The sequence below is a fragment of the Streptomyces sp. NPDC045695 genome (genome assembly GCF_056432025.1).
In genome coordinates this window covers 152,144-178,676 of the sequence record NZ_JBWKJU010000005.1, presented here as the reverse complement: position 1 = coordinate 178,676, position 26,533 = coordinate 152,144, and the positions used below count along the sequence as shown (strand labels likewise).

General features: G+C 72.3%; 19 protein-coding genes and 2 pseudogenes. 6 read left to right on the top strand and 15 right to left on the bottom strand.

Annotated features, from left to right (window positions below; translation table 11 throughout):
• Positions 1 to 266: 266 nt before the first annotated feature.
• Together AC07DU_RS11835 and AC07DU_RS11830 are read right to left on the bottom strand one after the other, a co-directional pair.
• A pseudogene (locus tag AC07DU_RS11835) lies at positions 267 to 527 on the bottom strand (helix-turn-helix domain-containing protein); the annotation flags it as partial.
• A gap of 52 nt (positions 528 to 579) precedes the next feature.
• Positions 580 to 816, bottom strand: a pseudogene (locus tag AC07DU_RS11830) (DJ-1/PfpI family protein); the annotation flags it as partial.
• 102 nt (positions 817 to 918) lie between these two features.
• On the opposite strand from AC07DU_RS11830, the gene AC07DU_RS11825 reads away from it, so the two are divergent.
• Positions 919 to 2,556: an ABC-F family ATP-binding cassette domain-containing protein gene (locus AC07DU_RS11825; RefSeq protein WP_479110921.1), complete on the top strand. Its 1,638-nt coding sequence runs from the start codon at positions 919 to 921 to the stop codon at positions 2,554 to 2,556.
• A gap of 304 nt (positions 2,557 to 2,860) precedes the next feature.
• Positions 2,861 to 3,169 carry a hypothetical protein gene (locus AC07DU_RS11820; RefSeq protein ID WP_479110919.1) on the top strand — a complete coding sequence of 103 codons (309 nt, stop codon included), beginning with the start codon at positions 2,861 to 2,863 and terminating at the stop codon, positions 3,167 to 3,169.
• A 75-nt stretch (positions 3,170 to 3,244) separates the two neighbouring features.
• Here AC07DU_RS11820 and AC07DU_RS11815 read toward each other — a convergent pair whose 3' ends face one another.
• From AC07DU_RS11815 to AC07DU_RS11795, 5 genes are all read right to left on the bottom strand, one after another.
• A complete protein-coding gene (locus AC07DU_RS11815; RefSeq protein WP_479110918.1) occupies positions 3,245 to 4,030 on the bottom strand; it encodes an SDR family NAD(P)-dependent oxidoreductase in 786 nt (261 codons plus the stop codon).
• 7 nt (positions 4,031 to 4,037) lie between these two features.
• Entirely contained in the window at positions 4,038 to 5,213 is a 1,176-nt protein-coding gene (locus AC07DU_RS11810) for an MAB_1171c family putative transporter (RefSeq protein ID WP_479110916.1), read from the bottom strand.
• Complete coding sequence (locus tag AC07DU_RS11805) at positions 5,203 to 5,706, bottom strand: hypothetical protein (RefSeq protein ID WP_479110914.1); 504 nt, start codon at positions 5,704 to 5,706, stop codon at positions 5,203 to 5,205. Before AC07DU_RS11805 ends, AC07DU_RS11810 begins: the two co-directional genes overlap by 11 nt.
• Before the next feature lie 280 nt (positions 5,707 to 5,986).
• On the bottom strand, positions 5,987 to 8,479 hold the full coding sequence (locus tag AC07DU_RS11800; RefSeq protein WP_479110912.1) for a Tex family protein: 2,493 nt from the start codon (positions 8,477 to 8,479) through the stop codon (positions 5,987 to 5,989).
• A 117-nt stretch (positions 8,480 to 8,596) separates the two neighbouring features.
• The gene (locus AC07DU_RS11795; RefSeq protein WP_360888998.1) at positions 8,597 to 9,460 is read right to left on the bottom strand and encodes an SCO6745 family protein; all 864 of its coding nucleotides are present in this window, start codon (positions 9,458 to 9,460) and stop codon (positions 8,597 to 8,599) included.
• Positions 9,461 to 10,095: 635 nt separating this feature from the next.
• On the opposite strand from AC07DU_RS11795, the gene AC07DU_RS11790 reads away from it, so the two are divergent.
• Positions 10,096 to 11,625 carry a M1 family metallopeptidase gene (locus AC07DU_RS11790; RefSeq protein ID WP_479110910.1) on the top strand — a complete coding sequence of 510 codons (1,530 nt, stop codon included), beginning with the start codon at positions 10,096 to 10,098 and terminating at the stop codon, positions 11,623 to 11,625.
• 15 nt (positions 11,626 to 11,640) lie between these two features.
• Here the strand turns inward: AC07DU_RS11790 and AC07DU_RS11785 are convergent, their stop codons facing one another.
• Positions 11,641 to 12,537 carry an oxygenase MpaB family protein gene (locus AC07DU_RS11785; protein ID WP_479110908.1) on the bottom strand — a complete coding sequence of 299 codons (897 nt, stop codon included), beginning with the start codon at positions 12,535 to 12,537 and terminating at the stop codon, positions 11,641 to 11,643.
• A gap of 129 nt (positions 12,538 to 12,666) precedes the next feature.
• Here AC07DU_RS11785 and sph point away from each other — a divergent pair, with 129 nt between their 5' ends.
• The gene (gene sph, locus AC07DU_RS11780; protein ID WP_479110906.1) at positions 12,667 to 13,671 is read left to right on the top strand and encodes a sphingomyelin phosphodiesterase; all 1,005 of its coding nucleotides are present in this window, start codon (positions 12,667 to 12,669) and stop codon (positions 13,669 to 13,671) included.
• A gap of 54 nt (positions 13,672 to 13,725) precedes the next feature.
• On the opposite strand, the gene AC07DU_RS11775 is transcribed toward sph, so the two are convergent.
• Positions 13,726 to 15,567, bottom strand: coding sequence for an AMP-dependent synthetase/ligase (locus AC07DU_RS11775; protein ID WP_479110904.1), 1,842 nt, complete (start codon positions 15,565 to 15,567; stop codon positions 13,726 to 13,728).
• A gap of 85 nt (positions 15,568 to 15,652) precedes the next feature.
• On the opposite strand from AC07DU_RS11775, the gene AC07DU_RS11770 reads away from it, so the two are divergent.
• On the top strand, positions 15,653 to 16,381 hold the full coding sequence (locus AC07DU_RS11770; RefSeq protein ID WP_479110901.1) for a MerR family transcriptional regulator: 729 nt from the start codon (positions 15,653 to 15,655) through the stop codon (positions 16,379 to 16,381).
• A 105-nt stretch (positions 16,382 to 16,486) separates the two neighbouring features.
• On the opposite strand, the gene AC07DU_RS11765 is transcribed toward AC07DU_RS11770, so the two are convergent.
• The 6 genes from AC07DU_RS11765 to AC07DU_RS11740 form a co-directional block, all read right to left on the bottom strand.
• Entirely contained in the window at positions 16,487 to 17,392 is a 906-nt protein-coding gene (locus tag AC07DU_RS11765) for a hypothetical protein (RefSeq protein WP_479110899.1), read from the bottom strand.
• Between the two features lie 205 nt (positions 17,393 to 17,597).
• Entirely contained in the window at positions 17,598 to 19,769 is a 2,172-nt protein-coding gene (locus AC07DU_RS11760) for a 3-hydroxyacyl-CoA dehydrogenase NAD-binding domain-containing protein (RefSeq protein WP_479110897.1), read from the bottom strand.
• Between the two features lie 45 nt (positions 19,770 to 19,814).
• Positions 19,815 to 21,029, bottom strand: coding sequence for an acetyl-CoA C-acetyltransferase (locus tag AC07DU_RS11755; RefSeq protein ID WP_479110895.1), 1,215 nt, complete (start codon positions 21,027 to 21,029; stop codon positions 19,815 to 19,817).
• Positions 21,030 to 21,077: 48 nt separating this feature from the next.
• Complete coding sequence (locus AC07DU_RS11750; RefSeq protein WP_479110893.1) at positions 21,078 to 22,220, bottom strand: acyl-CoA dehydrogenase family protein; 1,143 nt, start codon at positions 22,218 to 22,220, stop codon at positions 21,078 to 21,080.
• Between the two features lie 88 nt (positions 22,221 to 22,308).
• Positions 22,309 to 23,334 carry an LLM class F420-dependent oxidoreductase gene (locus AC07DU_RS11745; protein WP_479110891.1) on the bottom strand — a complete coding sequence of 342 codons (1,026 nt, stop codon included), beginning with the start codon at positions 23,332 to 23,334 and terminating at the stop codon, positions 22,309 to 22,311.
• Positions 23,334 to 24,530: a CaiB/BaiF CoA transferase family protein gene (locus AC07DU_RS11740; protein WP_479110889.1), complete on the bottom strand. Its 1,197-nt coding sequence runs from the start codon at positions 24,528 to 24,530 to the stop codon at positions 23,334 to 23,336. Before AC07DU_RS11740 ends, AC07DU_RS11745 begins: the two co-directional genes overlap by 1 nt.
• Before the next feature lie 289 nt (positions 24,531 to 24,819).
• Here AC07DU_RS11740 and AC07DU_RS11735 point away from each other — a divergent pair, with 289 nt between their 5' ends.
• On the top strand, positions 24,820 to 26,472 hold the full coding sequence (locus tag AC07DU_RS11735; protein WP_479110887.1) for a PKD domain-containing protein: 1,653 nt from the start codon (positions 24,820 to 24,822) through the stop codon (positions 26,470 to 26,472).
• The last annotated feature ends 61 nt before the right edge of the window (positions 26,473 to 26,533 follow it).

Genomic DNA, 26,533 nt, shown 5'->3' with positions numbered 1-26,533 from the left:
GGGCGAAGCCCGGGTTCGGGCGAAGCCCGGGTTCGGGCGAAGCCCGGGTTCGGGCGAAGCCCGGGTTCGGGCGAAGCCCGGGTTCGGGCGAAGCCCGGGTTCGGGCGAAGCCCAGGCGGACAACACCCCGGTGGGCACACCCCTGGTCCGGGCAAAGCCCCGGTCTGGGCAGGCCCCAGTGGGGCGGAGCCCCCGGGGTTTGGGGCGGAGCCCCCGGGGCCTGGGGCGGAGCCCCCGGGGCTTGGGGCGGAGCCCCGGGGGCCTGGTTATACCCCGGGCGGGGCAGGGGGAGGGCCGGGGGAAGGGCGCGGGGCACCGCGGTGGGGCGGGGGGCCGAAGCGGCGGCGGTATTCGGCCGGGGGCTGGCCCAGGGTCCTCAGGAAGGCCCGGCGCAGTGCCTCGGGCGTACCGTAGCCGCAGGCCCGGGATATCTGCGCGATCCCCTCCCCGCTCTCCTCCAGCAGGCGGCGGGCGTGTTCCACCCGGACCCGTTCCACATAGCGCCCCGGCGTCACCCCCGTGGGCGCGGAGCCAGTCGGTGAGCCGCGGCTCGAAGTCGGCCGTGTACCGGCCCCCGGGCACCAGCAGCGTGGTCCCCGCCCCCGGCCGGGCGCTTTCCAGGTCCCCGTCCGGCACCAGCGTCAGGCCGCTGCTCGTGCGGACGGACTCGCCTCCCGGCGACACCGTCCGGATCGCGTAGCCCGCCCGCCCCGGAAAGCGCCCGGTCCCGGCGAACACCTCCACGGGTCCGGTCACGTCCAGGCTCTGCACCCCCTCGTAGAGGACGACCAGCACGTTTCGCGGCGACGACGACATGGCCTCATGGTGGTCCGTCGCCCGGGACGGCCGCAATGACGCGCTTCCCACCTATCCGGCCAGGCCGAGGCGCTCGGCCCCGGCCGATAGGATCGGCACATCATGACTGCAACCCTCGTCGCCAAGAAGCTCACCGCCGCGCACGGTGAGCGCACGCTCTTCGCCGATCTCGACCTCGTCGTCGCCCCCGGTGACGTCATCGGCCTCGTCGGCGTGAACGGCGCCGGGAAGTCCACCCTGCTGCGGCTGCTCGCCGGGCTGGACACCCCCGAGACCGGCGAGCTGCGGCTCTCCCCGCCCACCGCGGCCGTCGGCCACCTCCCGCAGGAGCCGGAGCGCAGGCCGCAGGAGTCGGTGCGGGAGTTCCTGGCCCGCCGTACGGGCGTGGCCGCCGCCCAGGCGGAGCTCGACGCGGCCACGCAGGGCCTGGTGGACGGCACGCCGGGCGCGGACGACGCGTACGCGACCGCGCTGGACCGGTGGCTGGACCTCGGCGGCGCCGACCTCGACGAGCGGGCCGAGGAGGTCGCCGCCGACCTCGGCCTCACCGTGGGCCTGGACCTGCCCATGACGGCGCTCTCCGGCGGCCAGGCGGCCCGCGCGGGCCTCGCCTCGCTGCTCCTCTCCCGTTACGACGTGTTCCTGCTCGACGAGCCCACGAACGACCTGGACCTGGACGGTCTGGAACGGCTGGAGCGCTTCGTCAAGGGGCTGCGCGCGGGCACGGTGGTGATCAGCCACGACCGCGAGTTCCTGGTGCGGACCGTCACCAAGGTCCTCGAACTGGACCTGGCGCAGCAGCAGATCAACCTCTACGGCGGCGGGTACGAGTCCTACCTGGAGGAGCGGGAGCGGGCCCGCAACCACGCCCGCGAGGAGTTCGAGGAGTACGCGGGCAAGCGGTCCGCGCTCGAAGGCCGGGCGCAGATGCAGCGCAACTGGATGGACAAGGGCGTGCGCAACGCTCGCCGCAAGGCCAGCGACAACGACAAGATCGGCAAGAACCTGCGCGGCGAGTCCAGCGAGAAGCAGGCCGCCAAGGCCCGCCAGACGCAGCGGGCGATCGAGCGGCTGGAGGTCGTCGACGAGCCCCGCAAGGAGTGGGAGCTGCGCATGGAGATCGCGGCGGCCCCCCGCTCCGGCTCGGTGGTGGCCACCCTGCGCGAGGCGGCCGTGCGGCGCGGGGACTTCGACTTCGGCCCGGCCAGCCTGCAGATCGACTGGGCGGACCGGGTCGCGATCACCGGGACCAACGGCGCCGGCAAGTCCACCCTCCTCGCCGTGCTGCTGGGCCGGCTGGCGCCGGATTCCGGCTCCGCCACCCTCGGTTCCGGCGTCCTGGTCGGTGAAGTGGACCAGGCCCGCGGTCTGTTCCTCGGTGACGAGCCGCTGCTGGAGGCCTTCTGCGCGGCGGTCCCCGAGACGGAGCCGGCCGAAGTGCGCACCCTGCTGGCCAAGTTCGGCCTGAAGGCGGCCCACGTGATGCGCCCGGCCGCCACCCTGTCCCCGGGCGAGCGCACCCGCGCGGCCCTGGCCCTGCTCCAGGGCCGCGGGGTGAACCTCCTGGTCCTGGACGAGCCGACCAACCACCTGGACCTCCCGGCGATCGAGCAGCTGGAGGCGGCCCTCGACGCTTACGAGGGCACCCTGCTGCTGGTCACGCACGACCGCCGCATGCTGGACGCCGTCCACGTGACCCGCCGCCTGGAGGTCTCGGTCGGCAAGGTGGTCGAGCTCTAGCCGGGGGCTCCGTTCGGGGCTCCGGTCTGCGGCGCCGTGGGCGTCCTTGGGATCTCGATGTGCCGAACGGTTCGTACGGGACTAGCCTTTATGGGTGAGAGCCGCACCTGCGGAGCACGCCGTCCTGGCCGGAACATCGCGCCGGCGGGCGTGTGGCGCCGGAGCCCCTCGTGGCCGGACACGCGCCTCCGCACTTCCCGCGGCCCTGTATCCGATCCGCGCCGCTCACTTTTTCCGGCGGCCGCGGTTCCGCCCCCTCCGTGCCTCGCAGAGGTGCGACCGGGTGGAAGGAAAGGGAATACCCATGCATGCACAGCGAGCGAAGCGCCTCTTCGTGGCCTCCGCTGCCGGTCTCCTGATGGCAGGCGGAGCCGCGCTCGGCACGGCGGGCACCGCCTCGGCGGCGGTACCGGCCCAGCCCGTCAGTTACGTCAACGGCGGCGGATGCGACGACGATGACGACGACTACAGCGGTCACTACAGCGGCTGGCGGAACGGCGGCTGGGACCACGATGACGACGACGACAACGGTTGGGGAGGCCACCGTCACGGCCATGGCCATGGCCATGGCTACAGCCACGGGTACGGCCACGGCCACGGGTACGGCCACTGAGCCGCCCTCTGCCCAGCAGGCCCTGCGCGGACCCGTCACCGGGCCGCGCATCGGGCTGCCGTAGCGGCCGGGCTGTCAGCGCTCGTCGGGCCGCTCGGCCGGGGCGCGCCGCGTGCGGGCCATCCTGCGGGCCACGAAGGCGCGCGGGAGGTGGCGGGCCGCCAGGGCGTACGCGCGGTAGCGGCGGCCCGTGATGCTGACCGGGCGGCGCAGCGCGAGGTCCTTCAGGGCCTGGGCGACCACGGCCTGCGGCTCCAGCCAAACCGCGTCGCGCAGCGCGCTGACGTCCATGCCGGCGCGCTCCTGGAACTCGGTGCGGGTGAAACCGGGGACCACCGCCAGGACGCGCACCCCGTACGGCTCCATGTCCACCCGCAGCGATTCGCTGAAGGCGGTGACCCAGGCCTTGGCGGCTCCGTACGTGCCGGTCGGGAGCAGCCCGGCCACCGAGGACACGTTGAGCACCGCCCCGCGGCGGCGTTCGCGCAGGCCCGGGAGCAGGGCGTGGGTGAGCCGGAGCGGGACCTTGACCAGCAGGTCGAGCATCCGCTCCTCGTCCTCGACCGGGCTGTAGGGGAAGGGGGCGGGCAGCCCGAAGCCCGCGTTGTTGACCAGGATGTCCACGGGCCGGGCCCGGTCGGCGAGCCGCTCGGCGACCGCCGCGCAGGCCTGCGCGTCCACCAGGTCGGCGGGCAGCACCTCGCAGGCTGCGCCGTACTCCCGGGCCAGCCCTGCGGCGACGGCGTCGAGGCGGTCCTTGTCACGGGCGACGAGGACCAGGTCGCAGCCCTTGGCCGCGAAGCCCCGGGCGAAGGCCGCGCCCAGTCCGGCGCTGGCCCCTGTGATCAGTACGGTCGTCAAGACGGCTTCACTTCCCTGTGGTGCCCGGCGCGGCGTACGCGCGGGCGACGTCGACGAGGAACCGGGCCTCGTCGGCCAGGTCCCCGCCCTCCTGCGAGGTGTGGATCGCGGCGGGCAGTTCCAGGGCGGCGGCCTCGCCCGGCTGCCCGGGCAGCCCGTCGAGCTTGGCCTGCCGCGCCTCCTTCAGTACGCGGGCCAGCGCGGCCGCGGTGCGCCGCTGTTCGGGGACCCCGTGCGCGGCGGCGGCGCCCCGGGCGCGCTCCAGGGCGCCCGGGGCCACGTACTCCCCCAGGATCAGGATCGCGTCGCGCGTCTCGATGACCTTGCGGTACACCAGCAGGTTGCGCGGGACCGGCGGCCAGAGCAGCTCCACCACCCGCCCGGCGCGCGGCTTGTTGAGGGCCACGTGCGGGACCGCCTGGACCAGGTCGCGCCACAGCGGCCACAGCCGCCAGGCGGTGGCGAGGTCGGCGAGGGTGCGGCGCAGGGTGAACAGGGTCGGTACGAGGATCGCGGCGGCGCGCAGCAGGCCGTGCAGGTTCATCAGCAGGGGCAGGGCGGGCATCGCCCAGGTGCTGGCGAACAGGGCCTTGCCCAGGTACGCCAGCCAGAACACTCCGGCGAGCGCGGTGCCGAGGCCGAACAGCCGCAGCCCGGCGGCCAGTCCGCGGCTCTCGGTGCGGCGGCTGTAGCGCCAGCACAGGGACACGCACACGATGTTGGCGATCACGTGCGCCGAGATCAGCACGAGCCAGTACGGCAGGGAGGGCACCGGGTCGCCGACCGGCGGCATGGTGTGGCCGCCGTGCGCGGGGGCGGCCGCGTCCAGGGCCAGGAGGGCGGCGAGCCACGCCACGGTGGCGCCGCAGGAGGTGAGTTGGAGCCTGCGGCCCCGGGTGGTGGCGGCCACGAAGTAGAGCACGGCGCCCGCCGACAGCACGCCGATGAGGTTGCGGGAGAGCCCGATGGCGTGGGCGTAGTCGGGGCCGCGGCGCATCGCGTACGCGACCACGTCGGGCAGGTTCAGGGTCATCGCGGCGGCCGCGGTGGCCACGGCCAGCCACAGGCCGCGCTGCTGCGGGGAGCGCAGGGCGCCGGGGGCGCGGAGCAGGACCGCGATCCACAGGCAGACGACGCTGGGGACGGCGAGCGAGTTGCCGAAGGCGGTCAGGTCAGCTGCCATCGTTGCCCCGCGCGTATCCCATGGCGGACTCCAGGCGTGCCAGGGTGCCGCCGCGGGCCGGGGCGGCCGAGCGGGGGCCGGGGTTCGCCGTGCGGATGCGGATCATGCTGGCGAGCATCTCCGCCTCTTGTTCCTGACGGGTGGTGTAGTTGGTGCGCCCGAGCACGGTGGGGGCGTTCCCGTCGGTCTCCTCGCCCTCCAGCGCGTGGTGGCCGAAGAGGATGTGGCCGAGCTCGTGGAGCACGATGTGTTCCCGGTGCAGCGGGGTGGTCTGCGCCTCGTAGAAGACGTAGTCGACGCTGGTCGTGCCGACCCACAGTCCGCACACCCCCGACTCCGCGGCCTCCTTGGGGAGGGGGTGGAGCCGGATGGGACGGCCGCGCCGCTCGGCGATCCGGTGGCACAGCTCGTCGAGGGAGAAGGGGTGGGGCAGATCCAGATGGCCGAGAATGTTCTCGCACCGTTTGCGAATGCTGAGTTGCCGCTGAGGCATGTGATCCCTCTTCGGACCCTTTCCGGGACAGCGTTGGTAGGCGTGTACTGGCATGGGCATGACGTCCTGCGCCTTCGAGGCGGCCCCGGGAATGCGGTCCTGAGGAGAGAAACGCGGAAGCCCGTCCGCCGGGTGACGAACGGGCGTTCCACCATGCCTACAGATCTTGTACGGGAGTTGGCAAGGAAAGTCCCCAGGTGGGGAACCTATTCGGCCATTGCGTACGAAGACCTTCACACGCCGGTCGGCTGTGCCGGGCCGGCCGCGGTGACCTGCGGTCTTACCCCTTGCGTCGCCCCTCGGGGCTGGTGAGGCCGGCGCGGCGCAGGGCGTCCGCCATCGCGCTGTTCGCCGGGGCGGGCGCGGAGGCGCCTCCGCCGCCCTGCCGCCGGCCCTGACCGCGTTCGCCCTGGCCCTGGCCGCGCTGGCCCTGGCCCTGGCCGCCCTGGCCGCCCTGGCCGCGCTGGCCCTGGCCCTGGCCGCCCTGACCGCCCTGGCCGCCCTGGCCCCGCTGGCCCTGGCCGCGCTGCTGCGGCGGACGGCCACCGCCCCGCCGGTCCTCGCGCTGCCCCGGGGCGCCCGCGCCGCGCTCCGCCCCCGCCTCGTCCTCCAGCCGCAGGGTCAGCGAGATCCGCTTGCGCGGGATGTCCACGTCCATGACCTTCACCCGGACGATGTCGCCCGGCTTGACCACGTCCCGGGGGTCCTTCACGAAGTTCTTCGACAGCGCCGAGACGTGCGCGAGGCCGTCCTGGTGGACGCCGATGTCGATGAAGGCGCCGAAGGCCGCCACATTGGTGACCACTCCCTCCAGGATCATCCCCGGAGCCAGGTCGCCGATCTTCTCCACGCCCTCCTTGAACGTCGCCGTCTTGAAGGCGGGGCGCGGGTCGCGCCCCGGCTTCTCCAGCTCCCGCAGGATGTCGGTGACCGTGGGCAGACCGAAGGCCTCGGTGACGAACTGCTCGGGCCGCAGGGAACGCAGGACCGACGTGTTGCCGATCAGGGCGGCGACCTCGCCGCCCGCCGTCTTGCCCATGGCCCGTACGACCGGGTAGGCCTCGGGGTGCACGGCCGAGGAGTCCAGCGGGTCGTCCCCGCCGCGGATCCGCAGGAAGCCCGCGCACTGCTCGTACGCCTTCGGGCCGAGGCGGGCCACGTCCTTGAGCCCCTTGCGGCTGCGGAAGGGGCCGTTGGCGTCGCGGTGGGACACGATGTTCTCGGCGAGCGTGCCGCTGATGCCCGAGACCCGTGAGAGCAGCGGCGCGGAGGCGGTGTTGACGTCGACTCCGACGCCGTTCACACAGTCCTCGACGACCGCGTCGAGCGAGCGGGAGAGCTTCGCCTCGGACAGGTCGTGCTGGTACTGGCCGACGCCGATCGACTTCGGGTCGATCTTGACGAGCTCGGCGAGCGGGTCCTGCAGACGGCGTGCGATGGAGACCGCGCCGCGCAACGACACGTCCATGCCGGGCAGTTCCTGCGAGGCGAAGGCGGAGGCCGAGTACACGGACGCGCCCGCCTCGGAGACCATCACCTTGGTGAGGTTCAGCTCGGGGTGGCGCGCGATGAGGTCCCCGGCGAGCTTGTCGGTCTCGCGGGAGGCGGTGCCGTTGCCGATGGCGACCAGCTCGACGGCGTGCTCCTTCGCGAGGCGGGCGAGCTTGGCGAGGGACTCGTCCCACTTGTTGGCGGGCACGTGCGGGTAGATCACGTCCGTGGCCACGACCTTGCCCGTCGCGTCGACGACGGCGACCTTCACTCCGGTCCGGAAACCCGGGTCCAGGCCGAGCGTCGCGCGGGTGCCCGCGGGCGCCGCGAGCAGCAGATCGCGCAGGTTCGAGGCGAAGACCCGTACGGCCTCGTCCTCGGCGGCGGCGCGCAGCCGGGTCCGCAGGTCGATGCCGAGGTGCACCTGGATCTTCGTGCGCCAGGCCCAGCGGACCGTGTCCGCCAGCCACTTGTCGCCCGGGCGGCCCCGGTCGTTCACCCCGAAGCGTCGGGCGATCATGCCCTCGTACGTGGACGGCCCGGGGGTCTCGCTCGGCTCTTCCGGCTCCAGCTCCAGCGTGAGCACGTCCTCCTTCTCGCCGCGCAGCATCGCCAGGACGCGGTGGGAGGGCAGCGCGGTGAACGGCTCGGTGAAGTCGAAGTAGTCGGCGAACTTGGCGCCCGCCTCCTCCTTGCCCTCGCGGACCTTGGCGGCGAGCCGGCCGCGGCCCCACATGCGCTCGCGCAGTTCGCCGATCAGGTCGGCGTCCTCGGCGAACGTCTCGGTGAGGATGGCGCGGGCGCCCTCCAGGGCGGCGGCCGGGTCGGCGACGCCCCGGTCGGCGTCGACGAACGCGGCCGCCGCGGCGGCCGGTTCCACCGACGGGTCGGCGAGCAGGCGCTCGGCGAGCGGCTCCAGGCCGGCTTCGCGGGCGATCTGCGCCTTGGTGCGCCGCTTGGGCTTGAAGGGCAGGTAGATGTCCTCCAGCCGGGCCTTGGTGTCGGCCGCGTTGATCCGCGCCTCCAGCTCGGCGTCGAGCTTGCCCTGCTCCCGTACGGAGTCCAGGATCGCCGCGCGCCGGTCCTCCAGCTCGCGCAGATACCGCAGCCGCTCCTCAAGGGTGCGCAGCTGGGCGTCGTCGAGCATCTCGGTCGCTTCCTTGCGGTAGCGCGCGATGAACGGCACGGTGGAGCCGCCGTCGAGCAGCTCGACGGCGGCCTTGACCTGCCGCTCCCGTACGCCGAGCTCCTCGGCGATCCTGCCTTCGATGGACATCGTCACGATCGGGTCCCGCCTGCCTTCGTTTGCACTGGAAGGCTGCCAATTGTGGCAGGTGGCGGTGACGGACGGCGGGAGACCTGTCCGTCGCCGCCCGTCAGGGCCCGCTTCGCGCCGGCGTCAGCGCTTGCCGAGGAGGTCCTGAGGGAAGGCCCCGGCGGCGAACGCCTTCATCACGAGGCCGCCGCCCAGTTCGTGCAGCCGGGCCAGGCCCTGCTCGCCGAGGTGCTCGTACGGGGCTGCGTCGAGCCGGTCGGTGTCGGCCTCCAGGCGCCCGCGTACGGCCTTGCCCTCCTCAGTGAGCTCGCCGTCCGCGTCCAGGATCCCGCGCTCGCGCAGCCGCTCGGCGGCGGCGTCCAGGTCGGACTGCTCCCAGCCGCGGATGGCCTTGAGCCACTTCGGGGTCATGCCCTTGCCGGTGGCCGTGTGGCTGACCAGCGCCTCCAGCGGGTCCAGGTCCGCGAGGAGCAGGGCGGCGAGGTGGCCGTCGCCGCGGTGCTCGCGCAGCAGGGTGGTGGCGTGCCACAGGCGCAGGTGCGGCTCCTCGGGTACGGGGAGGTCCGCGTGGGCGGCGTAGAGCGGGCGGGCGTGCCGGGTGCAGCCCTCGGTGGCGCGCATGGCCAGGTCGGCGGCCTCGGCGAGCTCGGGCGAGGCTATGGTCTCGGCGCCGAGGAGGCGGCGCAGGGTGCTGTCGGCGGTCCGCAGGCGGGCGGCGAGCGCCTGCTCGGGGGTGGCGGTGTCCCATACGGCGGGCAGGTGCCGGGCGACGAGGTCGTGGCGGTAGTTGTAGAAGGCGGCCGTCACCACTCCCGCTCCGACGGCGCCCATGGCGGCGGACCGGTGTGCGAGGTTGACCGCGACGGGGTCGGTGATCCCGAGGGCTGCGAACTCCTTGGCGGTGTCCGGCGAGAAGTAGATGGTGGAGTGCAGCGGGTTGATCGCTGCGTGCCAGCAGTGCCGTGCGGCGAGCGGGGGAAGCGTCATGCGCCGCAGGTTACCGACTGCTTGGTATGGCGGGTAGGGCGGGGGCCGTGGTCCGGGTCTCACGGCGGGGGGGCGGCGTCGCGGCGGGGCCGGCTTGCGCGGCTTCGGGCGGGCGGCTTCGGCCCGGCCCGCCTGGGCGGCTTCGGGCGGGCCCGCCTGGGCAACTTCGGACGGGCCCGCCTGGGCGGCTTCGGCCGGGCCGCTTCGGGCGGGCCGGTGGTGGCCGGGCCGGTTCCGGCGGGGCCGGCCGCGCGCCGGGGCGTCTCCTCGGGCGCCGAACGTGGTGAGGGGTCGGGGGGTGCGGCGGCGGTGTGTTCGGCGCCCTGCGGGGACGCCCCGGCACACACCCGACCCCACCGAAACCGGCGGCTGAGCACCTCGCTCGTTTCAGCCATCCGCGAGGCCGGATTCCTCGCGCTCGGCGTCCCCGTCGAAGTCTTCGGATCCGTACGGTTCTTGCAGGTCACGGGCTCCGTACGCCCGGCGCGGACGGGGCGTGGGCTACCAGCTCGTGACGGCCGAATGGCGATCGTGTGACAGCAAAGGCCATGGACATGACGTGAGGCCCCAGGGGTGAATACGGTCGAGCGACAAGGCCTGAACCGATCTGTCTCCCCTACCACTTGGAGCCATTCGTGCACCGCAAAGTCATCGCCCCGAGCGTGCTCGCCGCCTCCCTGCTGCTGGTGATCCCGGCGTCGGCGGCGAGTGCCGGTCCGGGCGCCCCGGGTATCGGCGATCCCTACTACCCGGCCAGCGGCAACGGCGGATACGACGTGTCCCACTACGACCTGCGCCTGAAGTACCAGCCGCAGACCGACCTGCTCGAAGGCACCGCCACCCTCCTCGCCACCGCCACGCAGGACCTGTCCCGCTTCAACCTCGACTTCGGCCTCCAGGTCAGCGAGATAAGGGTCAACGGGGTCAAGGCGAAGTTCGCCACGTCCGGCACCCAGGAGCTGGAGGTCACCCCGGCCAAGCCCCTCGCCCGCAACACCCCGCTGACCGTGGTCGTCAAGTACGCCGGGAAGCCCTCCGAGCTGAAGGTGGACGGCTGGACGGCCTGGCAGCGCACGCCCGACGGCGGGGTGGCGGCGCAGGAGCCCGACTCGGCGGTCTGGTGGTTCCCGAGCAACGACCACCCCCTGGACAAGGCCACCTTCGACGTCTCCGTGAGCGTTCCCGACGGCACCCAGGCCATCAGCAACGGCGTGCTCCAGTCGCAGACTTCGCGGCTCGGCTGGACCCGGTACAACTGGCGTTCCAACAAGCCGCAGGCCACCTACCTGGCCACGCTGGCCGTCGGCAAGTTCGACATCACCACCGACAAGACGGCGAGCGGGCTGCCGGTCCTCAACGCGTACAGCAAGGACCTGGGCGACAACGCGGGGGCGGCGCGCGCGAGCGTGGAGCGGACCGGTGAGGTCGCGCAGTGGCTGGAGGGGGTCTTCGGGCCGTACCCCTTCAACGCCCTGGGCGGATACGTGCCGAACGTGAGCGCCGGCTACGCGCTGGAGACGCAGACGCGGCCGTTCTACGGGCCCCGGCAGTTCCAGAACGGTGCCAACGTCTCGGTGGTCGTGCACGAGCTGGCCCACCAGTGGTACGGCGACAGCGTGTCCGTCGACGGCTGGAAGGACATCTGGATCAACGAGGGCTTCGCCCGCTACAGCCAGTGGCTGTGGTCGGAGAAGGAGGGCGAGGGCACGGCGCAGGAGCTGGCCGACTGGGCCTACTCCACGCGTCCCGCGGAGGACCCGTTCTGGCAGGTCAAGCCGGGTGACCCCGGTCCGGAGAACCAGTTCCACGGGGCCGTCTACGACCGCGGCGGGATCGCTCTGCAGGCGCTGCGCAACCACATCGGCGACGAGAAGTTCTTCGAGATCCTCAAGGGCTGGCCGACCGAGCGCGCCTACGGCAACGCGAAGGTCGCGGACTTCGTCTCGTACGCGGAGAGGGTCTCCGGCCAGCCCCTGGCCCCGCTCTTCCAGACCTGGCTGTACACCCCCGGCAAGCCGGACGCCGCAGCGCTCAACCCCGCGGCGTCGAGCCCCGAGGCCCGCTCACTGCAGGCGGCCCCGGCGACGCGGACCGAGCCGAAGTCCTGGAAGAAGATCGCGGAGACGAACACGATCCACGAGCACGCGGAGCACGGCGGGCACTGAGTCCCCGGACATCCCTCAGCGGGCGGCGGCGCGCCATCGGGCGCGCGCCGCCCGCGCGATGGGCAGGTAGCGCAGCCGCTCCGGCAGCAGCGGTACGAGGAGCCGCAGGGCCGTGCTGAGCCACCGGAGCCTGCGCTCCTGGGCCGGGCTCCACTCCAGCCCGATCGCGGCGCGCGCCTCGGGCGGCATGTACCCGACCGTGACGAAGGCCCGCAGGCGCAGGAACGCCGCGCGCAGCACCGGCCAGGTGAGCCGCAGCAGCAGTCGCACGGCGAGGGAGCCGCCCTCGGGCCGGGGCAGGGGCACGTCGGTGGCGACCAGCTCGCGGGCGACCCGGGTGGGCTCGATCTCCTCGGCCAGCATCCGGCCCCAGTAGACCCAGTACTCCTCGATGGTCTGGGGCATGTCCCGGTCGTGGAGCCCGAGGATCCGCCCCACCTGGAGCCACTCCCGGTAGAGCTGGCGTTCCTGGGCGGGGGTGAGGCGGCGGAAGAGGTAGCGGCCCGAGTACAGCATGACCGGGAAGCCGGTGGCGTGCACCCAGGCGTAGCAGTCCGGGTCCAGGGAGTGGTAGCGCCGCCCCCGGGTGTCGGTGCCCTGGATCTCCTTGTGCACGCGGCGGACCCGGCGGCCCTCCTCGGCCGCGGCCTCTCCGCCGTACACCCACAGCTGGACGGAGCGCAGCGAGCGCTCGCCGCGGCCCCAGGGGTCCGTGCGGAAGACCGAGTACTGGTCGACCCCGGCCCCGACGGCGGGGTGGGCGACCTGAAGGGTGAAGGCGGCGGGCAGCGACAGCAGGGACCGGATGTCCCCCGAGATGGTCCACAGGACCCCGCCGGGAGGCGGCGGCTCGGGGTCGGTGCGCGGTCGCTCGGGGCGGGATCCGGATGCGTGGTCTGCCGTTCTCTCCATAGGACAAGTATGCGAGCGCCGGATGGCCCCGAGCCGGACAGAAAGTCGCTGCACGGGTGTTACCCAGAGGTAACCGTGGCTGCTTGGATGGCGGAGCCGATCTTCCCCGCAGGAATGCTGGAGACCCCCATGACCCACGCCACCCCCCGCCGTCACCGCGCCGCCGCCGCGGCCCTCGCGGCGCTCGCCGCCGGCGCGCTCGCCGCCACCGCGGCGCCCACGGCCAGTGCCGCCCCCTCCGGCCAGGCTGCCGCCGCCACCGCCCCGCGGCTCAGCGTGCTGTCGTACAACGTGTTCCTGATGAGCAAGAACCTCTACCCGAACTGGGGCCAGGACCACCGGGCGGCGCAGATCCCCAAGGCCTCCTTCTACCAGGGCCACGACGTGGTCGTGCTCCAGGAGGCCTTCGACAACGCCGCCTCGGACGCGCTCAAGGCCAACTCGGCCGCGCAGTACCCGTACCAGACCCCGGTCGTCGGCCGCAGTAAGACCGGCTGGGACGCCACGGGCGGCGCCTACTCCTCCACCACCCCGGAGGACGGCGGCGTCACGATCCTCAGCAAGTGGCCGATCGTCCGCAAGGAGCAGGTCGTCTACAAGGACGCGTGCGGCGCCGACTGGTGGTCCAACAAGGGCTTCGCGTATGTGGTGCTGGACGTCAACGGCACCAAGGTGCACGTGGTCGGCACGCACGCGCAGTCCACCGACTCGGGCTGCGCCGCGGGCGAGGCCGCGGAGATGCGCGCCCGGCAGTTCCGCTCCATAGACGCGTTCCTGGACGGGAAGAACATCCCGGCGGCCGAACAGGTCATCGTCGCGGGCGACATGAACGTCGACTCGCGCACGCCGGAGCTGGCCTCCATGCTCGCCAACGCCGACCTGGTGGACTCCGACACCCGCACGGGTCACACGTACTCCTTCGACACCGCGCTGAACTCGATCGCGAAGTACCGCTACCCGACCGACCCGCGCGAGGACCTGGACTACGTCCTGTACCGCAAGGGCAACACCCGCCCGGCGGGCTGGGAGAACAACGTGGTCCTGGAGCAGTCGGCGCCGTGGACGGTCTCCAGCTGGGGCACCTCCTACACGTACACCAACCTCTCCGACCACTACCCGCTGATCGGGCGCTAGTCGGCGACGCCGTGCGACCCGGCCGTGGGGGCCGGGTCGGGCGGGCGCGGCGGGTTACGGGGTGTCGGGGGCGGTCTCGTAGAGGGCGTCGAGCAGGGCGCCGTACTTGTCGTGGATCACGCGGCGGCGGAGTTTCAGCGAGGGGGTGAGCTCGCCGGTTTCGGGGCCCCATTCCTCGGTCAGCACCCGGTACCGCTTGATCTGCTCGGTCCGGTTGAGGCGGGCGTTGGCCGCCTCGACCGCGCGCGCCACCTCCTCCCGGACGGTGGGGTGTTCGGCGAGCGCGGCGAGGGTGGGCGCCTCGATGCCCCGGGCGGCGGCCCACGCGGGGGCCAGCTCGGCGTCCAGGACCAGCAGGGCGACGAGGTAGGAACGGCCGTCGCCGTGGACCATGGCCTGGCCGATCAGGGGGTGCTCCTTGACGGTGTTCTCCACCAGCGCCGGGGAGACGTTCTTGCCGTTCGAGGTGATGATCAGTTCCTTCTTGCGGTCGGTCAGCCAGAGGAACCCGTCCTCGTCGAGCCGGCCGATGTCCCCCGTCGGGAACCAGCCCTGCGCGTCGGACGCGCTCTCCACCGAGCCGTCGGGGCGCAGGTAGCCCGCGAAGACGGTCTCCCCGCGGGTGAGGATCTCCCCGTCCTCGGCGAGCCTCAGCTCCACTCCCTCGATGGGGCGCCCCACCGAGCCGAGCCGGAAGGCGTCGGGGCTGTTGACCGTGCACACGCCGGCGGTCTCGGTGAGCCCCCAGGCGTCCATGATGGTGATGCCCCAGCCCGCCCAGAAGCGCACCACGTCGATCGGCATCGGCGCGGTGGCGCTGGCCGTCCAGGCCAGCCGGTCCAGTCCCGCCAGCCTCAGCAGCGGGTCGAGCGCCTGCTCCTTCGCCGTCGCGTACGAGGCTTCGAGCGCGGCCGGCACCTCCTCTCCGCGCTCGCGGTGCCCGGCCCGGGCGCGGGCCAGGTCGTTGGCGGCCTCGATGGCCGCGCGCTGCGCCTCGGGGAGCTGCGCGAGGACCGCGCGTACCGTGGCGGCGAGCTTCTCCCACACCCGGGGCACGCCGAAGAACTGCACGGGGTGCAGTTCGCGGACCGCCCCGGACACGGCGGTGGGGTCGGCGCACAGCCGCACGTGCGCGGCCCGCAGCAGCGGCAGGTAGATGCCGAGGACCCGCTCGGCGATGTGCGCGAAGGGCAGGTAGCAGATGTGCTCGGCGTGCTCGGGCAGGTCCACGTGCCGGTCGAGCCGGACCGCCTGGAGCATCAGGTTGCGGTGGGTGAGCCGGACGCCCTTGGGGTCGCCGGTGGTGCCGGAGGTGTAGACGACGGTCAGCGGGTCCGCGGGCCGCGTCTCCTGCCAGGCCTTCTCGAAGGCGTCGGCGCGGTGGGTGCGGGCGCCGCTTGCGTACAGGGAGCCGTACGTGCGGTGCGCGCCCGCGTCGGCGGCCTCGGCCACGACGAGGCGCTCCAGGGGTACGTCGGCGTCGGCCAGCAGCGGTTCCCACCGGGCCAGTTCGCGGGCGCCCTCGATGACGGCGACCCTGGCCCGGCTGTGGCGGGCTATGTGGGCGATCTGCTCGGGCGCGGAGGTCCCGTACACGGTGACGGGGACGGCGCCGAGGTGGACGAGGGCGAGGTCGCTGAGCCAGTGTTCGGGCCGGTTGCCCATCATCATCAGGACGTGCTCGCCGCGCTCGACGCCGAGGGCGGTGTAACCGGAGGCGAGGACGGCGACCTGGCGGCGGACCTCGCTCCAGGTCAGGGTCGTCCATTCGGCCGCATGGGGGCCGGCCCGCCACGAGAGGGCGGGGAGGTCACCGTGCTCGGCGGCGTTGCGGGCCAGCAGGGCGGGGAGGGTGATCTCCTCGGGTCGTCCGGGCAGTCGCAGGTTCGTGGTCATGGGCAGCTCCTGGCCGTTTCACATCGTTGGTGCGACAGCAATACTGTTGAACCCAAGCTGTGGAGCAGAGAGCGAGGCGCAGACGATGGCCGACCAGGCACCCGAGCCGATGCTCACCGTCGATGAGCTGGCGACGAGGGCGGGCGTCACCGTGCGCACCGTACGGTTCTACAGCACGCGCGGGCTTTTGCCTCCCCCCGTGATCGGCCCGCGTCGGGTGGGCCGCTACGGGCCGGAGCACCTGTCCCGGCTGGCCCTGATCGAGGAGTTGCAGCACCAGGGCATGACCTTGTCCGCGATCGAGCGCTATCTGGACGCGCTGCCCGACGACCTGAGCGCGCACGATCTGGCGATCCACCGGGCGATGGTGGCCTCCTGGGCTCCGGACGCGGCACAGGAGTTCTCCCGCGAGGACCTGGACAAACGGGCGGGCCGGAGCCTGTCGGACACCGATGTGCGGCGGCTGGCGGCGATGAACGTGCTCACGGCCTCGGGGGACGGCTTCCGCGTCGACGTGGGGCTGCTGCGGCTGGGGGTCGCGCTGCTCGACGTGCCGATCGCGCACGAGACGATCCTCGCGGCGCGCACCGTGCTGCTGGAGCACACCAGGTCGGCGGCGCACGAGCTGACGGCGCTCTTCCGGGACGAGGTGTGGGGGCCGTTCACGCGCGGCGAGAGCGATCCGGAGCGGGTCGAGTCGATGAAGGCGCTGTCGGCGCACATGCAGCCGATGGTGGTGCAGGCGCTGGTGACGGCCTTCCAGCGGTCCCTGAGGGAGGAACTGCGGGCGGCGTTCACCTCGGAGTCCGAGTGAACGCCGCCCGCGGGCAAGGTGGTTGCCTGCGCGGTGGTTGCCTGCGCGGTTGTTGCCTGCGCGGTGGTTGCCTGCGCGGTGGCTGCCGGGCCGGCGCCGCCGGGCTCAGACGCCGCCTTCGATGATCGACCAGCCCGAGGAGACGTCCTTGAGCGGGCCCACGTTGGCGTAGTCGCCGCCGCTGAGCTTCGAGATCCAGGCGGTCCCGTCGTTCTTGTAGAAGAACAGGCTGTCCGCGGTGCGGCCCACGGTGTCCCACACGCCCGACGTGCCGATCTCACGGAACTCGCCGACCTTGCCGTTCGTCGCCGAGGCCAGTCGGTACCGCAGTTCGGAACCGTTCCTCGACAGGGCCAGCACCGAGTCCTCGGTCGCGACCAGCGTGCCCAGGAAGGCCTCCCTGTCACGGTTGCCCACGTTGGTGTAGACGCCGCCCGTGAGGGTCCCGTACCCGAGGTTGCTCTCGGGGAACTCGACCGATCCCCTCCTGGCCGTCGTGGCGACCGCCGTGTCGCACGAGGCCGCGATGAACGCCCAGCCCGTGCTGAAGTCGTCGTACTGGCGTACCTGCTGGTACCTGCCGTTCTTCAGCGTGCCGGTGATGCCGCGCCCGGTGCCGGAGTTGTAGAAGAGCACCGAGTCACCCGACGCCTCGACGAGGCTCCACTTCGTCGAGAAGTCGGTGAAGCTCTGGACACGGGTGTACCGCCCCGCCGTGAACGTGCCGGTCTCCCCGGCCCCGGTGTCCGCGTTGTACAGCAGCAGTGAGTCGCGGCTGGCGGCGGCGTGCGTGTAGTGGGTGGGGAGGGTCAGCGCACCCGTGTAGTGGTAGCTCCCCGCCGACAAGGTGGCGGTTCCCGCCGCGCCCGTGTCCTTGTTGTAGAAGAGGATCGAGGTGTTCGGGGTGGTGTCGTCGCAGTACTGCGAAGCTGCGGTCGCGGGCGTCGCCGGAGCGGCCAGCAAGACCGCCAGGGCGGAGCTGGCGACTGCGGCGACCAGGGATTTCTTCATGGTTTCCCCGTTCTGCGCACGTGGACGGGTGATCCCGGGGCCGTGAACAGGCGCTCCCCACGCCACGCCCCCAGAGGGGGACACAGACCCTGTTCATCGTGCGCCGCATCCGGCGGCGGCGCATCTCGGAGCCTGCGCGTGCGGCAGGGGCCGCCCCGGGGAAGTCCCCGGGGCGGCCCCTGCGTTCCACGTCGCGGACCAGGTGTCAGTCCGTGTACGTCTCGCCCCGCTCGGCCTTCGCCACCAGGGAGGCGGGCGGGGTGAAGCGCTCGCCGTACTTCTCGGCGAGCTCGCGGGCGCGGGCGACGAAGCCGGACGGGCCGCCCTCGTAGCCGTTGATGTACTGGATCACGCCGCCGGTCCAGGCCGGGAAGCCGATGCCCATGATGGAGCCGATGTTGGCGTCGGCGATGGAGGTGAGCACGCCCTCGTCGAGGCAGCGGACGGTGTCCAAGGCCTCGGAGAAGAGCATCCGCTCCTTCATGTCCTCGAACGGGATCTCGGCGTCCGGCTTGGCGAAGTGCTCGCGCAGGCCCGGCCAGATGCGGGAGCGCTTGCCCGTCTCGTCGTACTCGTAGAAGCCGGCCCCGCCGCTGCGGCCGGGGCGGCCGAACTCGTCCACCATGCGGTCGATGACGGTGTCGGCGGGGTGCTCGGCCCACGTCCGGCCCTCGGCCTCGAAGGCCTTGCGGGTCTCGTTGCGGATCTTGCGCGGCAGGGTGAGGGTGAGCTCGTCCATCAGCGAGAGCACCTTGGCCGGGTAACCGGCCTGGGCGGCGGCCTGCTCGATCGACGCGGGCTCGATGCCCTCGCCGACCATCGCCACGCCCTCATTGATGAACTGGCCGATGACGCGCGAGGTGAAGAAGCCGCGCGAGTCGTTGACCACGATCGGGGTCTTGTTGATCTGGCGGACCAGGTCGAAGGCGCGGGCGACGGCCTCGTCGCCGGTCTGCTCCCCCTTGATGATCTCGACCAGCGGCATCTTGTCCACCGGCGAGAAGAAGTGCAGGCCGATGAAGTCGGCGGGCCGCGAAACCCCTTCCGCGAGGCCCGTGATGGGAAGCGTGGAGGTGTTGGAGCAGAGCAGCGCGTCCGGTGTGACGACGTCCTGGATCTCCTGGAACACCTTGTGCTTGAGGGCGGTGTCCTCGAAGACGGCCTCGATGACGGCGTCGCAGCCCGCCAGGTCGGTTGCCTCGGCGGTCGGGGTGATCCGGGCGAGCAGCTCGGCGCGCTCGGCCTCGGTGGTGCGGCCGCGGGTCAGGGCCTTGTCGAGCAGCTTCTCGGAGTACGCCTTGCCCTTGGCGGCGGCCTCGGCGGTGACGTCCTTGAGCACCACCTCGATGCCCGCGCGGGCGCAGGAGTAGGCGATGCCCGCGCCCATCATGCCGGCGCCGAGGACGGCGACCTTGCGGACCGTGCGCGGCTCCACGCCCTGGGGGCGGCTACGGCCCGCGTTGACGGCCTGGAGGTCGAAGAAGAACGCCTGGATCATGTTCTTGGCGGTCTGCCCGGTGACCAGCTCGGTGAAGTAGCGGGCCTCGATGGTCAGCGCGGTCTCGAAGTCCACCTGGGAGCCCTCGACGGCGCAGGCCAGGATGTTGCGCGGCGCGGGGTACGGGGCCCCGTTCAGCTGCTTCTTCAAGTTGGCGGGGAAGGCCGGGAGGTTGGCGGCGAACCGCGGGTTGGACGGCGTACCGCCCGGGATCTTGTAGCCCGGTACGTCCCAGGGCTGCTTCGACTCGGGGTTCGCGTCGATGAAGGCGCGGGCCTTGGCGAGCATCTCCTCGGGGGTCGCGGCCAGTTCGTGGACCAGGCCGTTCTCCAGGGCACGCTGGGGGCTGTACTGGGTCCCCTGGAGCAGCACCTTGAGCAGGGCGTCGGCGATGCCCATCAGGCGCACGGTCCGCGTGACGCCGCCGCCGGCCGGGAGCAGGCCGAGGGTGACCTCGGGCAGGCCGATCTTGGAGCCGGGCGCGTCGAGGGCGACGCGGTGGTGGGACGCCAGGCAGATCTCGTAACCGCCGCCCAGGGCGGCGCCGTTGATGGCGGCGACGACGGGCTTGCCGAGGGTCTCGATGCGGCGCAGGGACCGCTTGATCTCGGTGCCGGTGTCGAAGGCGAGCTGCGCGTGCTCGGGGCGCAGCCGGATCATGTCCTTGAGGTCGCCGCCGGCGAAGAAGGTCTTCTTCGCGGAGGTGTAGATGATGCCGCGGATGGAGTCCTTCTCGGCCTCGGCGCGGTCGGCGACCGCGGCGATGGAGTCCTTGAAGGCCTGGTTCATCGTGTTGGCGGACTGGCCCGGGTCGTCGAGGGTCAGGGTGACGACGCCGGTCTCGTCCTGTTCCCAGCGGATCGTGGTGGACTCGCTCATGTTCGCTACTTCCGTGTCGGAGGGGTCGGGGGGATACAGGACGGTTCAGAGCCGCTCGACGATGGTGGCGACGCCCATGCCGCCGCCGACGCAGAGGGTGACGAGCCCGTAGCGCTTGTCCTGGCGCTCCAGCTCGTCGATGACGGTGCCGAGGATCATCGCGCCGGTGGCGCCGAGGGGGTGGCCGAGCGCGATGGCGCCGCCGTTGACGTTGACCTTGTCCAGGGACAGGCCCATGTCCGCGACGAAGCGCAGGACGACGCCGGCGAAGGCCTCGTTGATCTCGACGAGGTCGATGTCGTCGATGGTCAGCCCGGCCTTGGCGAGGGCCTTGCGGGTGGCGGGGGCGGGGCCGGTGAGCATGATGGTCGGCTCGGAGCCGGAGACGGCCGCCGAGACGATCCGGGCGCGCGGGGTCAGGCCGGCCCGCTCGCCCGCCTCGCGGGAGCCGATGGCGACGAGCGAGGCGCCGTCGACGATTCCGGAGGAGTTGCCCGCGTGGTGGACGTGGTCGATCTTCTCGACCCAGTGGTACTTCTGCAGCGCGACGGCGTCGAAGCCGCCGAGGTCGCCGATGTCCGCGAAGGACGGCTTGAGCTTGGCGAGGGTGTCGGCGGTGGTGCCCGGGCGGACGAACTCGTCGAGGTCGAGGACGACCAGGCCGTTGCGGTCGGTCACGGGGACGACCGACTTGGCGAAGCGGCCCTCCTTGATGGCCGCGGCGGCGCGCTCCTGGGAGAGGGCGGCGTACTCGTCCACATCGCGCCGGGAGAATCCGCCGATGGTGGCGATCAGGTCGGCGCCGATGCCCTGCGGGACGAAGTTGACGTCCCAGTTCGTCATCGGGTCGTTGAACCAGGCACCGCCGTCGGAGGCCATCGGGACGCGGGACATGGACTCCACGCCACCCGCCAGGACCAGGTCCTCCCAGCCGGAACGGACCTTGGCGGCGGCGAGGTTGACGGCTTCCAGGCCCGAGGCGCAGAAGCGGTTCTCCTGTACGCCGGCCACCGTGTCCGGGAGCCCTGCGGCGATGGCCGCGATACGGGCGATGTCGGAGCCCTGGTCACCGACCGGGCCGACGACGCCGAGCACGATGTCGTCGATGGCGGCGGGGTCCAGGCCGGGGTTGCGCTCGCGCAGGGCGTGGATGAGTCCGACGACCAGGTCGATCGGCTTGGTGCCGTGCAGGGCGCCACTGGCCTTGCCGCGGCCGCGCGGGGTGCGGATCGCGTCGTATACGTAAGCTTCGGTGCTCACTGGTCAAGCCTTTCGGAGGTGTCCAAGGAGGTGTTCAAGGGGGAGGGGTCAGCCGAGCAGGGAACGCCCGATGATCTCTTTCATGATCTCGGTCGTGCCGCCGTAGATGGTCTGGATGCGGCCGTCGGTGAAGGCCCGAGCGACCCGGTATTCGGTCATGTATCCGTATCCGCCGTGCAGTTGCAGGCAGCGGTCGGCGACGCGCTTTTGCAGTTCGGTGGCCCACCACTTGGCCATGGAGGCGTGCACGTGGTCCAGTTCGCCGGTCGCGTGGTCGGTGATGCACCGGTCGAGGAAGGTCCGGGTGACGGCGACCTCGGTGGCCATCTCCGCGATCTCGAAGCGGATGTGCTGGAGCTTGGACAGCGGACGCCCGAAGGCCTCGCGCTCCTTCACGTACTGCGTGGTGATCTCCAGGAGGTACTCGGCGGCGGCGATGCCGGCCATCGCGATGCCCATCCGCTCCTGAGCGAGATTGGTCATCAGGTGGACGAAGGCGCCGTTCGGTTCACCGAGCAGGTTCTCCTTCGGGACGCGCACGTCGTGGAAGAACAGCTCGGCGGTGTCCTGCGCCTTCTGGCCGATCTTGTCGAGGTTGCGGCCGCGCTCGAAGCCCTCCGCCCCGCGCTCGACGACCAGCAGCGACAGGCCGTGGGCGCCGCCCTCCGGCGTGGTCCTGGCGACCACGATCACCAGGTCCGCAAGGATGCCGTTGGAGATGAAGGTCTTGGAGCCGTTGAGCACCCAGTGGTCGCCCCGGTCCTCGGCGGTCGTCCGGATGCCCTGGAGGTCCGAGCCCGCGCCGGGCTCGGTCATCGCGATGGCGGTGATGGTCTCCCCGGAACAGAACCCGGGCAGCCAGCGGCGCTTCTGCTCCTCGGTGGCCAGCGAGGTCAGGTAGGGCCCGATGATGTCGTTGTGCAGGCCGATGGCCAGGCCCGGGGCGCCCGCCCGGGTGAACTCCTCGGCGATCACGGCGGCGTAGCGGAAGTCCGGGTTCCCGCCGCCCCCGTACTCCTCGGGGACGGCCAGGCCCAGCAGCCCCTGCCGGCCCGCGGCCCGCCAGGCCTCACGGCTGACGATGCCGTCCTTCTCCCACTGCTCGTAGTGCGGCAGCACCTCCTTGGTGAGGAAGGTGCGTACGGTCTCGCGGAACGCCTCGTGGTCGGCGTCGAAGATCTGGCGTTGCATCGGGGGGCTCCCAAAGGGGGTGTCTAGCCGGTCGGGCCGGATCGGTGAGCGCGGTGTCCGGGGACGTCGGTGATCCACAAGACGCCCCCTACAGCCAGTTCTTGACGGTCTCGATCAGGCGGGCGGGGTCGTCGCCGACGGGGGTGACGTTGAGCATGGTGACGCCCGCCGCGCGGAAGGCCTCGATCCGCTCGCGTACGTAGCCCGCGGGCCCGCACAGGGTCATCAGCTCGCAGAACTCGTCCGGGACGGCGGCCGCCGCGTCCCGCTTGCGGCCCGCCAGGTAGAGCTCCTGGATCCTGCGGGCCTCTTCCCCGTAGCCGTAGGCCACGGCGAGGTCGTTGTAGAAGTTCTTGCCGACCGCGCCCATGCCCCCGACGTACAGCGCGATCTGCGGGCGCGCGCGATCCCGTACGGCGGCCGCGTCCTCGCCGATGGCGAGCAGGCCGCCCGCGACGGTCTGGAGCGGGCCGAGCTCCGGCGGCCTCTTCGCCGCGCCCTGCGCGAGGGGGCCGCCCCACACCGCGGCGGCCTTCTCGGGGATGAAGAGCGTGGGGAGCCAGCCGTCCGCGATCTCGGCGGTCATGCGCACGTTGGCCGGGCCGAGCGAGGCGATGTAGACGGGGATCCGGGGGCGGACCGGCCGGGTGAGGATCTTCAGCGGCTTGCCGTGCGAGCCGCCCTTCTCCGGCGGCAACGGCATGTCGGTGATGCCGTGATGGTCGATCGTCTCGCGACGCCAGATGCGGCGGCACAGCTCCACCGTCTCGCGGGTCCGGCCGAGCGGCTTGTCGTACGGCTTCCCGTGCCAGCCCTCGACGACCTGCGGGCCGGAGGCGCCGAGGCCGAGCAGCGCCCGGCCGCCCGAGAGCGCGTCCAGTCCGGCGGCGGTCTGGGCGATGAGGCCGGGGGTGCGCGAGTAGACGTTGAGGATCGCCGAGCCGATCTTGAGCCGCTCGGTGCGCGCGGCGAGGTAGCCCATGATCGTCGGGGCGTCGAAGCCCCACGCCTCGGCCACCCACACGGCGTCGAGCCCCGCCGACTCCAGAGCCGCCGCGCCGTCGGCCGCCCGGCGCGGATCCCCGGCGTAGTCGAGCATCATGGACAGTTCCATCAGCCCTCCTCCTTCAGGAGGGACGGTACGTCCCAGTCCGCGGCCACCGCCCGGGCGTGCGCACCCGGCCGGGCCGGCCCGCTGCCGACGACCCCCGGCGTCACCGAGAACCGCGGTGCGGGGGCGGGCTGCACGATCCCGGCGAAGTCGGTGAAGGTCCCGCGGGCGGCGAGGTGCGGGTGGTCCGGGGCCTCGCGCAGGGACAGTACGGGCGCCACGCAGGCGTCGGTGCCCTCGAATACCGCCGTCCACTGGGCCCGCGTACGGGTCTTGAAGCGTGCGGCGACCGCGTCCCGCAGCTCGCCCCAGCGGGCGACGTCCTTGCGGGCCGGGGCCTGGTCCCCGATGCCGAGGAGCTCCACGAAGGTGTCGTAGAACTGCTGCTCCAGGGCGCCGACCGCCATGTACTGGCCGTCGGAGGTCTCGTAGGTGCCGTAGAAGGGGCAGCCGCCGTCGAGGAGGTTGGCCCCGCGGCGGTCCTGCCAGCCGCCCGCCGCCATCATTCCGTGGATCATGGCGGTGAGGTGGGCGGCGCCGTCGACGATGGCCGCGTCGACGACCTGGCCGGTCCCGGTGGTACGGGCGTGCTGGAGCGCGGCCAGGACCCCGATCACCAGGTAGAGCGAGCCGCCCGCGTAGTCCCCGACGAGGTTGGCGGGGACGGCCGGGGGCCCGTCCGGGTCACCGATCATGCCGAGGGCGCCGGTGACGGCGATGTACGCGATGTCGTGCCCGGCGCTCTGCGCGAGCGGCCCCTCCTGGCCCCAGCCGGTCATCCGCCCGTAGACCAGTCGCGGATTGCGGGCGTGGCAGTCGGCGGGGCCGACCCCGAGCCGCTCGGCGACCCCGGGGCGGAAGCCCTCCAGGAGGACGTCGGCGCGCTCGACCAGATCGAGGACGCGGGCGGGGCCGTCGGCGGACTTGAGGTCGACCAGGACGGACCGCTTGTTGCGGTTGGTGACGTCGTAGGCGGGGTCGACCGCGAGCCCGCCGCCGCCGGGCCGGTCGACCCGTACGACGTCCGCCCCCAGGTCGGCGAGGAGCATGGCGGCGAACGGCCCCGGGCCGATGCCGGCCAGTTCCACCACGCGGACTCCGGCGAGCGGGCCGCTGCGGCCGGCGCTCGCGCCCGCCTTCCCGAGGCCGCCGCCGTCGCCCTCGCCGTCGCCGTCTTCGCCGTTCCCTGTCACTGCCATCGAGCCCCCAGCGTCTCTGCTGTGCATGGTGTGCGACTGTGTGACACAACCGATGTAACACCAGTGATGCTAGGAACGTGTTCCACCCAGCACAAGCCCCCGGGCGCGGGTCGCGCGGGATCGGCCGGCGCCGGAGTGTTCGGGTCCGCGAAAGCGCCGCCGGACCGTACGGCCACCCCCGTCATCGGGCGCCGCAGGACTCTGTACCCTGAACACGCTTTCGATGCCGATCAAGCATTCAACAGATAATGGGGGGCCGGTGCGCAACCGTCGCCGACTTGTAATTTCCGTGGCTGCCATCGCGGCCGGCGTGGGTCTCGTCCCGGGTGTGGCGCAGGCCGCGCCGGCCCAGCCGGACGCGCACGGTGCGACCGTCCCGGACCTGGACCTCGGCCTGGGCAAGGACGCCAAGTCCAAGGGCAACACCTTCACGAGCCCGGCTGAGCGCTCGGTCCGCAAGACCCTGCCCGCCGCCAAGACGGGCGCCTCCGCCGCCCCGTCGGTGCAGTCCGTCGCGGGCAACCCGGACCTCGCGGTCGCCCTGGAGGGCTACGGCACCTCGGCCCACGGCATCGAGCTGAACACGACCACGACGAGCGCGGACACCGCGCTCAAGGTCACGATCGCCTGGGGCGACGGCCAGACCGACGTGGTCGACGCCTTCGGATCCACCACCCTGACCACGGCGCACACCTACGCCGAGGTCGGTGCCTACACGGTCAAGGTCACCGTGACGGACGCCGCGAACAACGCCTCGGCCGTCAACGAGCTCGCGGTCGTCACGCCGGGCTCGGACTTCACCCCGTACGCCCCCACCCGTCTCCTGGACACCCGGGACGGCACCGGCGCGGTGCAGGGCAAGGTCGCCCCGTACAGCTCGACCCGCGTGAAGGTCGGCGGCAACGGCGGGATCCCGGCCGGGGTCACCGCCGTCGCCCTCAACATCACGGTCACCAACACGACCAGCGGCGGGCACATCACGGCCTTCCCCGAGGGCACCGAGCGTCCGACCACGTCGAACGTGAACTTCAAGGCCGGTCAGACCGTCCCCAACCTGGTCATCGTGCCCGTCGGCAAGAACGGATACGTCGAGCTGGCCAACCGCGGCTCGCAGTCGGTCGACCTGATCGCCGACGTCACGGGCTACTTCAGCCACACCGCCTCCAGCGGCTACACCCCGATCACCCCGGCGCGCTTCGTCGACACCCGCGAGGGTCTGGGCACCGCCCAGGGCCAGTTGCCCGGGCGCGGCACCTTCTCCACCCAGATCAGCGGCCTGCGCGGCGTGCCCCAGGGCATCAAGGCCGTGGCGCTGAACGTGACGGTCACCAACCCGAAGCAGGCCGGCCACCTGTCGGTCTTCCCGGGCGGGGGCCCGATCCCGACCGCGTCGAACCTGAACTTCACGGCCGGCCAGACCGTCGCCAACTCGGTGATCGTCCCCGTCGGTTCGGACGGCAAGATCAGCGTCTTCAACGGCGCCTGGTCGGCCACCGACGTCGTCGTCGACGTCGTGGGCTACTACAGCACCGACAGCAAGAGCGCCTTCCTGCCGCTCACGCCGGAGCGCCTGCTCGACACCCGCGACAGCGCGACCTGGGGCTCGGGCCCGCTGGACGGCCGTAACTACATCTACATGCCGCTCTCCTACGGCGAGCCCAGCATCACGGGCTTCGTGATGAACTCGACGGTCACGAACACGAACGGCAACGGGTTCCTCACGGTCGCCCCGGACCCGAACTCGATCGACGACTACGACAACGGCGTCGAGGTCCGGCCGACGCCCCCGAACTCGTCGAACCTGAACTGGACGAAGGGCGACACCGTCCCGAACCTGGTGCAGGCGAGCACCGGGAAGAACGGCATCATCGACTTCTGGAACCAGGGCTGGGACGACATCGACCTCGTCGTCGACCTCTTCGGGCTCTACCAGCAGGGCTGATCCACCCACAGGTGGTCCGCCACCTGCCGGTGGTCAGGACAGCGCCCCGGGCGCGGCCGAC